General features: G+C 72.7%; 8 protein-coding genes. 2 read left to right on the top strand and 6 right to left on the bottom strand.

The features are described from left to right. Nucleotides 1-157: 157 nt before the first annotated feature. From ACRX5W_RS32300 to ACRX5W_RS32310, 3 genes are read right to left on the bottom strand one after another with little or no spacing between them, the layout of a single operon-like run. Nucleotides 158-874, bottom strand: coding sequence for a class I SAM-dependent methyltransferase (locus ACRX5W_RS32300; RefSeq protein ID WP_436791955.1), 717 nt, complete (start codon nt 872-874; stop codon nt 158-160). After that, complete coding sequence (locus tag ACRX5W_RS32305) at nt 871-1,641, bottom strand: TIGR04282 family arsenosugar biosynthesis glycosyltransferase (RefSeq protein ID WP_436791956.1); 771 nt, start codon at nt 1,639-1,641, stop codon at nt 871-873. The genes ACRX5W_RS32300 and ACRX5W_RS32305 overlap by 4 nt, the downstream gene beginning before the upstream one ends. Continuing rightward, nucleotides 1,634-2,377 (bottom strand): glycosyltransferase family 2 protein, encoded by a 744-nt coding sequence (locus ACRX5W_RS32310; protein WP_436791957.1) that lies wholly within the window; start codon nt 2,375-2,377, stop codon nt 1,634-1,636. Before ACRX5W_RS32310 ends, ACRX5W_RS32305 begins: the two co-directional genes overlap by 8 nt. Before the next feature lie 167 nt (nt 2,378-2,544). Between ACRX5W_RS32310 and ACRX5W_RS32315 the strand changes: the two genes are divergently transcribed. Further along, a complete protein-coding gene (locus ACRX5W_RS32315; RefSeq protein ID WP_436791958.1) occupies nt 2,545-3,330 on the top strand; it encodes a response regulator in 786 nt (261 codons plus the stop codon). A 6-nt stretch (nt 3,331-3,336) separates the two neighbouring features. Next, nucleotides 3,337-4,467, top strand: coding sequence for a sensor histidine kinase (locus ACRX5W_RS32320; protein ID WP_436791959.1), 1,131 nt, complete (start codon nt 3,337-3,339; stop codon nt 4,465-4,467). An 86-nt stretch (nt 4,468-4,553) separates the two neighbouring features. On the opposite strand, the gene ACRX5W_RS32325 is transcribed toward ACRX5W_RS32320, so the two are convergent. From ACRX5W_RS32325 to ACRX5W_RS32335, 3 genes are all read right to left on the bottom strand, one after another. Beyond that, on the bottom strand, nt 4,554-5,588 hold the full coding sequence (locus ACRX5W_RS32325; RefSeq protein ID WP_436791960.1) for an NAD-dependent epimerase/dehydratase family protein: 1,035 nt from the start codon (nt 5,586-5,588) through the stop codon (nt 4,554-4,556). 149 nt (nt 5,589-5,737) lie between these two features. Next, on the bottom strand, nt 5,738-6,691 hold the full coding sequence (locus ACRX5W_RS32330) for a sigma-70 family RNA polymerase sigma factor (RefSeq protein WP_436791961.1): 954 nt from the start codon (nt 6,689-6,691) through the stop codon (nt 5,738-5,740). 120 nt (nt 6,692-6,811) lie between these two features. Then, nucleotides 6,812-7,394 (bottom strand): FAD-dependent oxidoreductase (locus tag ACRX5W_RS32335; protein WP_436791962.1); only part of this gene is annotated, 583 nt, incomplete at its 5' end.

Genomic DNA, 7,394 nt, shown 5'->3' on the forward strand with positions numbered 1-7,394 from the left:
CGCGGAGCTGGCACCCGCCTGCGGATTCGCCGTAGACGCGACTTGGACGCTCGACAGCCGCCACTTTGTGGCACTCACCAAAGGCGAGCGTTAGGGCCTGTCGTCGAACTCCCGCCGGGGCCGCACGCCGGGCCCGGCGGGAGTTCGACGACAGGCCCTAACGCTCGCCTTTGGTGAGTGCCACAAAGTGGCGGCTGTCGAGCGTCCAAGTCGCGTCTACGGCGAATCCGCAGGCGGGTGCCAGCTCCGCGAGCGCCCGGGTGCCGAGCCTCGCCCAGCGGAAAGGCGCGCCGGCGTTCCCGCTCGCGTCCTCGACACGGGCGGCGAACCGCTCATGGGCGTACGGGTCCCCGGCCTCGGTCTCGACGAGTACCCGGCCGCTTTGACGCGTCAGGTCCGCCACGCGGCGCAGCAGGTGCGCCGGGTCACCGCCGATGCCGATGTTGCCGTCGGCGAGCAGCACGGTCGACCAGCGTCCTTCGCCGGGAAGGGGATCGAAGACCGAGCGGCGCAGCGCGGCGCCCCCGCCGCGGATGGTCAGCCGGACCGCGGTGGCGGCGAGGTCGATGCCCAGGGCCGGAAGACCACGGCGCACGAGTGCGGCGACGAGTCGTCCCGGACCGCACCCGATGTCGAGTGTCGCCCCGGCGCAGCGCGCGAGCAGCGAGGCGTCGGCGCGGTCGGGGGAGCCCGTCCAACGCCCGATGTCCAGCGGCTCGCGGCTCCCGTCGGTACGACGGAGGTACAGCGGGGTGCCGTGGGCCAGGGCGCGTTCGTAGGGTTCGAGGGCGTGGGCCGGTGGGAGCGCGGACGCCGGAGGACGGGGCGCCGGGCGGGCGGCGGGGACGCTCCGCGGCGCGGTTGCGGAGGTCATGCCGGGACCCCGGTGGGGGCGCCGCCGGTGGCCCGTGCGGGGACGCGGTGCCGCGCCGCGGAGGAACCGGACCGGTGGTCGGGTTCCGTTCGGCCGGCAGTGGGCGCGCCAAGGGATGTCGCGAGGCGCGCGGTTCGGGTGCGTGGTGCCCCGGTCGCGACGTGCGTGAGGTCGTCGGGTGTGTCGATGTCACGCAGTTCCGGCAGGGCGCGGATGCGCAGGTTCGCGGCGGCCAGTCGTGCGTACTGGGCGGCTCCGGTGTGCGGGGCGGACATGGGGACGCCGCGGAGCAGGCCGGGGTCGGGACGGCGGAGCCCGAGCGCCCAGAATCCGCCGTCGGTCGCGGGGCCGAACCACGCGTCGGCGTCCGTCCAGTCGACGGTGAGCAGTTCCGGAGTGATCTGCGGGGTGTCCATGCCGATCAGGAGCGCGGGACCGGCCGCCAGGGCGAAGGCGGCGGCCAGGCGCTCGTCGAGCCCGCCCGCGGCCTGCGGAACGATTTCGATGTCGGCGGGGAACCAGGCTCTCGGTTCGCCGTCGAGGACGAGCACCCGTCGACGGGCCGGCGCCGCGCGGACCGCGTCGAGAGTGTCGGCGAGCGCGGCCTCCGCGACCTCGGCGGCCTGCCGCGCGGTGAGCGCGGGTGTCAGGCGGGTCTTCACCCGGCCGGGCACCGGCGATTTGGCGATCACCAGCAGGGTCGTCGTCTGCGGTGCGCCGGCGGACCGGTCGTTGCGGTGCTCCCGTAGTGACAGGTGGTCAGACATGGGCCAGCACCGCGCTCATGTCGCGCACGGCGGTGATCGTCCCGCGCAGCGTTCCCGTCACTTTCGACCGCCCGGCGCGCGGAAGGTAACGAACGTCGGTTTCGCGGATCCGCCAGTCGGCCGCGGCCGCGCGGACGACCATTTCGAGCGGGTAACCCGAGCGCCGGTCGGTGAGTTGCAGCGCCAGCAGCGCCTCGCGGCGTGCCGCGCGCATCGGACCGAGGTCACGCAGCCGAGCCCCCGTGCGGGCCCGGAGTCGGCGGGCGAGCACACGGTTGGCGAGCCGCGCGTGCGGCGGCCACGCGCCGATGCTCGCGGGGCGGCGGCGACCGAGCATCAGGTCGGCCTCACCGCGCAGCACCGGGTCCGCGACGTACGGGAGTTCGCGTGGGTCGAGCGAGGCGTCGCAGTCGCAGAAACACACGACAGACGCGGTCGCCGCCAGCAGTCCCGCGTGGCAGGCGGCGCCGAAGCCGCGGATCGGCTGCTCGACGACCAGTGCGCCCAGGTCCCGGGCCAGGTCGGCGGAGCCGTCGCGTGAGCCGTTGTCGACGACGATCGCACGATGACCGGCCGGCAAGCGGTCGAGCACCCACGGAAGCGCCTTGGCCTCGTCCAGGCACGGGAGGACGACGTCGACGGTGCACGGCGCATCCGCGGATCGGGATGCGGAGCTGGGTCTCGACGCCGGGATGGCGGCGGAGTCGGCTGGGGAGCTGTCGGAAGCAACATCCATGCGTCTCACGCTAGGTAGCCGAGGGCGGGTTTCCCGGGCGCGGCGTGCTTACGAAATTCGTACGGCGGCGATACCGCCCGTTCGCCCGGCGCGGCGGGTCTTACGGAATGCGAACGAACCGTCCGGGACCTGCGAAGCGGATGGGTCGCGTCCTTACACTCGCCCGTATGACAGGCACCGTACTCGTCGTCGACGACGATCCGACCGTGGCCGAGGTCGTCGTCGACTACCTGCGACAGGCGGGTTTCGCGACCGAGCATGCGACGGACGGACCGACCGCGCTCGCCATGGCCGCCGACGCGCTGCCGGACCTGGTCGTGCTGGATCTGATGCTGCCCGGCATGGACGGCCTTGAGGTGTGCCGTCGGCTGCGGGATCGCGGGCAGGTGCCGGTCGTCATGCTGACCGCACTCGGTGACGAGAGCGACCGGGTGCTGGGGCTGGAGATCGGCGCGGACGACTACGTGACCAAACCGTTCAGCCCGCGCGAGCTGGTGCTGCGGGTCCGGTCGGTGCTGCGGCGCACGGGGGCGGCCCCCGCGTCGAGCGCACCGGTGTTGCGCCACGCGGACATCGAGATGGACGTCCACGCACACCGGACGACCCGGAAGGGACGTGAACTCGCCCTCACCACACGCGAGTTCGACTTGCTGTGCTTCTTTTTGCAGCATCCGGGACGGGTGTTCTCCCGCGAGGAACTGATGCGCGAGGTGTGGGGCTGGTCGTTCGGAGACCGGTCGACGGTGACGGTGCACGTGCGCCGGCTCCGGGAGAAGATCGAGGACGATCCGGCTGCGCCGCGCATGTTGGTGACCGTGTGGGGTGTCGGCTACCGGTTCGACGCATTCGACGCATTCGACGCAGGGGACACCGAGTCGGAAGCCGCGGACCGTGCGGATTCCCCGCCCCTGGACGCCGCACGGTGCGGCGAAGCCGACGCCGACGGAATGTGATCGCGCGTGCCCCTCAAGGACTTCCTGCTCATCTGCGTGATCGTGGTGGTGTGCGGCCTCGCGGTGACCACCGTCGGCATGGGTGCGCTGCGGCTGACCCGGCGCCGCCCGCTCTCCGTCATGCTCGCCGCGGTGTCCGCGGTGACCGTCGCGGCGATGGCCGCCGGGACGGTCGGCGTCGCCCAGGCGATGTTTCTGTCGGCGCACGACCTCACCGTGATGATGGTGGTGTGCGGAGTGTCGGCCGTGCTCGCGGTCGGCGTCGCGGCGCTGTTGAGCCGCCCGGTGGTCGCCGACGTACGCGACCTGCAACGGGCCGCACAGGGAGTGGGGTCGGCGCCACGTGACGAGGACCCCGCGTACCATCCGCCGCGTCCCTCGCTGATAGCGGAACTCGCGGACCTCAGCCGCGAATTGGAGCGCACCAGCACACGCCTGAGCGAGGCCCGGGCACGTGAGCGGGCGGTCGAGAAGTCGCGCCGTGAGCTCATTGCCTGGATCTCGCATGATCTGCGCACACCGCTGGCCGGGCTGCGCGCGATGGCCGAGTCGTTGGAGGACGGCGTCGCCGCCGACCCCGCGCGCTACCACCACCGGATCCGCGTCGAGGTCGACCGGATGAGCGGCATGGTCGACGACTTGTTCGAGCTGTCCAGGATCCAGGCAGGCGCGCTGCAACTGTCGCTGTCCCGCGTCTCGTTGTACGACCTGGTCGGCGACGCGATGGCCGGCACGGAAGCGCTGGCCCGCTCGCGTGCGGTGCGGCTGGAGGGTCGGGCGGTCGAGCCTGTGCCGGTGCGCGTGGACAGCAGGGAAATGTCGCGTGCACTGACGAATCTGCTGGTCAACGCGATCCGGCACACCCCGTCGGACGGCACGGTCGCTGTGGGCGTGCGCAGCCTGCCCGAGGGCGTGGTGCTGACGGTGACGGACGCGTGCGGCGGAATCCCCGAAGACGACCTGCCCCGGGTCTTCGACACGGGATGGCGGGGCTCCCACGCCCGGACCCCCGGCCCGGACGGCGGTGCGGGGCTCGGCCTGGCGATCGTGCGGGGGATCGTCGAGGCGCACCAAGGCTCCGTCGGCGTCGTGAACGTCGCGGGAGGGTGCCGGTTCGAGGTCCGACTGCCGGCGTAGCGACCGGCAGCCGGGCCCTCGCCCGCTCGGCTTCCGTGCCGCTGCGTGGCCGCGCGACCAGCGGGGCGCTGTCGGCGGGCAGGCGGCTACCGCAGATCGGCCGTGGCGAACTCCCGCATCCCGTCTTCGAACGCGATCCGCGCCCGCCAGCCCAGTTCCGCGCGGATACGCAGAGGCGACGCCGTGATGTGCCGGACGTCGCCGAGACGGAACTGCCCGGTCACCACCGGCTCGGGGCCGCCGTGCGCCGCGGCGAGAGCGGTGGCCATCTGCCCGACGGTGCGCGGTCTTCCGGTGCCCACGTTGTAGGCGCGCATCCCGCCGGAATCCCGGCCGAGGGCCGCGACGTTCGCCGCCGCGACGTCCGCGACGTGGACGAAGTCCCGTCGCTGACCGCCGTCTTCGTATACGCGCGGGGCGGTCCCGGCGGCGAGTGCCGACCGGAAGATCGACGCGACACCGGCATACGGGGTGTCTTTCGGCATCTTGGGTCCGTACACGTTGTGGTAGCGCAGCGACGTCGCCGAACCCCCGGTCGTCCGGGCCCAGGCGGCGGCCAGGTGTTCCTGGGCGAGCTTGGTCGCGGCGTACACGTTGCGCGGATCGGGTGCCGCCTCCTCGGCGACCTGCCCCGGCGTCAGCTCGCCTCCGCAGTCCGGGCACCGCGGCTCGAAGCGACCCCGGGCGAGGTCTTCGGCCGGGCGCGGGGCCGGGACGACGGGCCCGTGTTCGCCGCAGGTGTAGCGGCCTTCGCCGTAGACGACCATCGAACCCGCGAGTACCAGCCGTCCCACCCCGGACCGCGCCATCTCGGCGAGAAGGACCGCCGTGCCGAGGTCGTTGCAGCCGACGTAGTCGGGCGCGTCGTCCAGGTCGAGCCCCAGACCGACCATCGCCGCCTGATGGCTCACCGCGTCGACACCGCGCAGCGCGGCGGCGACGGCTCGGGGGTCGCGTACGTCCCCTTCACGGAAGTCGATGTGGCCGGGCATCTTCGGCGGTTTCCGGTGCACCGCGGGAAGCAGCGCGTCCAGCACGCGCACTTCGTGACCGGCCGCCGCCAGCGCCTCGGCGACATGCGAACCGATGAACCCGGCGCCGCCGGTGACAAGGATCCTCATGCCCGCGACGCTAGGCCCGTGCGGGCCGTTACGGCACGGGACATGACGTGACGTCAGTGTTCCGTAAGAGATCACCCGTGAGGATGCCCGGCCCAGCACGCCTTGCCGAAGCTCCGGTACGCGACGGCAAGGCCGCTGCCGACGTCGGGTCACCACCGGTCGATGAGCGGTGTGCCCGGTTCATGGTGCTGCCAGGCGCGGGTGAGGCGGGCCAGACGGGCGGGGGCGGCGATGCCGCGCACGGTCGCGATCCTGCCGCGGCTGATCTCGAACATCACCGATCCCACGACCCGGTCGCCGAGCACGACGAGGATCGCGGGGGTGCCGTTGACGAGCGCGTAGTGGACGGCGGGTGTGCCGCCGACGAATCGCCGTTTCGCGGTTGTGGGTTTGAAGCCGGCTCGTGCGATCGCGGCGATGCGCTGCGGGGTGTCGTACCGCAACAGCTTCTCGGTCAGGCCGGCGCCGTCGGAGATCGCGGTCGCGTCGTCGGTGAGCAGCGCGACCAGCCGTTCGGTGCGGCCCGAGGAGGCGGCCGCGAGGAATTCCTCGACGATCCGGCGGGCGGCGGCCGGGTCGACGTCGCCGCCGGGGCGGCGCGCGGCGGTGACGCGGCGCCGGGCCCGGTGGAGGTGCTGCTGGCTTGCGGACTCGGTGACGTCGAGGATCTCGGCGATCTCGGCGTGGCTGTGGGAGAACGCTTCGCGCAGGATGTAGACGGCCCTCTCCAGGGGTGACAGGCGCTCCATGAGAGTCAGTACGGCCAGGGAGACCGATTCGCGCTGCTCGAAGGTGTCGGCCGGGCCGAGCATCGGGTCGCCGTCGAGGAGTGGTTCGGGCAGCCAGTCGCCGGCGGCGCGTTCGCGGCGGGCCTGTGCCGAACGCAGCCGGTCGAGGCACAGGTTGGTGACGACTTTGGTCAGCCACGCCTCCGGCACCCTGATGAGCTGCCGGTCGGCGGCCTGCCAGTGCAGGAACGCGTCCTGGACGGCGTCTTCGGCGTCGGCGGCGGAGCCGAGCAGCCGGTACGCCAGCGAGGCCAGCCGGTTCCGGCTGGCCTCGAACCGGCTGGTGTCGAAGCGATCGGTGGCGGTGCTGTCCACGCGGATACCCTAGGCGGCTCTAGCCGACGGCCTGTTCGGCGTGCGCATCCGGTCCGTGCGCGAGCGCCCGCACGGCGGACGCATCCGGCGTCCCGGTCAGGCGGTNTACCCTAGGCGGCTCTAGCCGACGGCCTGTTCGGCGTGCGCATCCGGTCCGTGCGCGAGCGCCCGCACGGCGGACGCATCCGGCGTCCCGGTCAGGCGGTGCTTGCGCTTGGGCATGCCGAAGGTGGGGTGCGAGGTGGCCCACAGCGACATCGCGAGGATGCCGGCCTTGATCCGCGCGGCCTTGCGGCCGCCCACGTACTTCGGTTTGGCCTGCGCTTCGGCGTCGACCATCTGCAGGATGCCGTCCCGTCGTCCGAGGCTGATGTGGTTGCCCGGGTAGGCCAGCTTGATGTTCGCGATCTTCCGGCCGGTCAGGCGTCCCACGATCGCCTCAAGGGCCTGCCGACCGGTGTAGCCGGCCGATGCGCAGGACATCGGCAGGGGCAGGCCGTTGTCGCCTATGGCGTAGGCGCTGTCGCCGACGGCGTAGATGTCCGGGTGGGAGACCGACCGCATGGTGCGGTCGACGACGATCCGGCCGTTCTCGGTGACCTCCAGCCCGCTTGCAGCGGCGACGGGGTCGACGGTGAACCCGGCGGTCCACACGGTCGCGTCGGACGCCAGGGCGGTGCCGTCGGCGCACCGCACCCGCGTC

It is taken from the genome of Yinghuangia sp. YIM S10712, from assembly GCF_051388935.1.
In the GTDB taxonomy this organism is placed as follows: Bacteria; Actinomycetota; Actinomycetes; order Streptomycetales; family Streptomycetaceae; genus Yinghuangia.

What these genes read in the sequence shown, in the direction of transcription:
- ACRX5W_RS32300 (WP_436791955.1), bottom strand. Translation starts at nt 874, where the DNA reads ATGACCTCCGCAACCGCGCCGCGGAGCGTCCCCGCCGCCCGCCCGGCG.
- ACRX5W_RS32305 (WP_436791956.1), bottom strand. Translation starts at nt 1,641, where the DNA reads ATGTCTGACCACCTGTCACTACGGGAGCACCGCAACGACCGGTCCGCC.
- ACRX5W_RS32310 (WP_436791957.1), bottom strand. Translation starts at nt 2,377, where the DNA reads ATGGATGTTGCTTCCGACAGCTCCCCAGCCGACTCCGCCGCCATCCCG.
- ACRX5W_RS32315 (WP_436791958.1), top strand. Translation starts at nt 2,545, where the DNA reads ATGACAGGCACCGTACTCGTCGTCGACGACGATCCGACCGTGGCCGAG.
- ACRX5W_RS32325 (WP_436791960.1), bottom strand. Translation starts at nt 5,588, where the DNA reads ATGAGGATCCTTGTCACCGGCGGCGCCGGGTTCATCGGTTCGCATGTC.